The organism is Streptomyces canarius, assembly GCF_014650735.1.
Lineage (GTDB): Bacteria > Actinomycetota > Actinomycetes > Streptomycetales > Streptomycetaceae > Streptomyces > Streptomyces olivaceoviridis.
Genome location: NZ_BMVN01000170.1, coordinates 1 through 1,602, shown reverse-complemented (window position 1 = coordinate 1,602; position 1,602 = coordinate 1). Strand labels below are relative to the sequence as shown.

Genomic DNA, 1,602 nt, shown 5'->3' with positions numbered 1-1,602 from the left:
AACATGACCGTCTTCGAGCACGCGGGCAAGCTGCTGATCGTCGACTGCGGCGTGCTGTTCCCCGAGGAGACCCAGCCCGGCGTGGACGTGATCCTGCCGGACTTCACCTCGATCCGGGACCGGCTGGACGACATCGTGGCCGTGGTACTCACCCACGGCCACGAGGACCACATCGGCGGCGTGCCGTACCTGCTGCGCGAGCGGTCGGACATTCCCGTCGTCGGCTCCAGGCTGACGCTGGCGTTCCTGGAGGCCAAGCTCAAGGAACACGGCATCCGGCCGCGCACGGTGCGGGTGCGGGAGGGCGACCGGCGCGGCTTCGGGCCCTTCGACTGCGAGTTCGTCGCGGTCAACCACTCCATCCCCGACAGCCTCGCGGTCGCGATCCGCACCCGGGCCGGGCTGGTGCTGCACACCGGCGACTTCAAGATGGACCAGTTCCCCCTCGACGACCGCATCACCGATCTGCGCGCCTTCGCCCGCCTCGGCGAGGAGGGCGTGGACCTGTTCCTCACCGACTCCACCAACGCCGAAGTACCGGGCTTCACCACCTCCGAGCGGGAGCTGAACCCGGCGATCGAGCAGGTGATGCGCACCGCGCCGCGCCGGGTCATCGTCTCCAGCTTCGCCAGCCACGTGCACCGCATCCAGCAGGTCCTGGACGCCGCCCACCAGCACGGCCGCAAGGTCGCCTTCGTCGGCCGGTCGATGGTCCGCAACATGGGCATCGCCCGTGACCTGGGCTATCTGAAGGTCCCCTCCGGTCTGGTCGTGAGCACGAAGGAGCTGGAGAAGCTCCCGGACCACAAGATCACTCTGGTGTGCACCGGCTCCCAGGGCGAACCGATGGCCGCGCTGTCACGGATGGCCAACCGCGACCACGTGATCCGCATCGGCAAGGGCGACACCGTCCTGCTCGCCAGCTCCCTCATCCCCGGCAACGAGAACGCCATCTACCGGGTGATCAACGGACTCACCCGGTGGGGCGCCCACGTGGTCCACAAGGGCAACGCCAAGGTGCACGTCTCCGGGCACGCCAGCGCCGGCGAACTCGTCTACTGCTACAACATCGTCAAGCCCCGCAACGTCATGCCCGTGCACGGCGAATGGCGCCACCTGCGGGCCAACGCCGACCTCGCCATCCGTACCGGTGTCGACCCCGAACGGGTCGTCATCGCCGAGGACGGCGTCGTCGTCGACCTCGTCGACGGGCGCGCGTCCATCACCGGCAAGGTCCCCGCCGGCAACGTCTACGTGGACGGCATGGAAGTCGGCGGCGCCACCGAAGCGTCCCTCAAGGACCGCCTCACCCTCGCCTCCGAAGGCGTGCTCACGGTGGTGGCGATCGTCGACGCGGACACCGGGGCCCTCGCCGAGGCCCCCGACTTCCTGGCCCGCGGCTTCGTGCACGACGACACCACCTTCGAGCCGGTCATCCCCGTCATCGAGAAGACCCTGGCCACCGCGGCCGAGGAAGGCGTCGGGGACGCACGCCAACTCGAACAGCTCCTCGCCCGCGCCGTGGCGAACTGGGCGTTCCGCGCCCACCGCCGCAAACCCCTCATCATCCCCGTCATCATCGACGCCTGAGCCACAGCCCGG

The 1,602-nt window shown here is 69.4% G+C and carries 1 protein-coding gene; it reads left to right on the top strand.

Going from position 1 to position 1,602, the window contains the following annotated elements; genetic code table 11:
* Positions 1-1,590 (top strand): ribonuclease J (locus tag IE294_RS46630; RefSeq protein ID WP_229918265.1); only part of this gene is annotated, 1,590 nt, incomplete at its 5' end.
* Positions 1,591-1,602 lie beyond the last annotated feature (12 nt).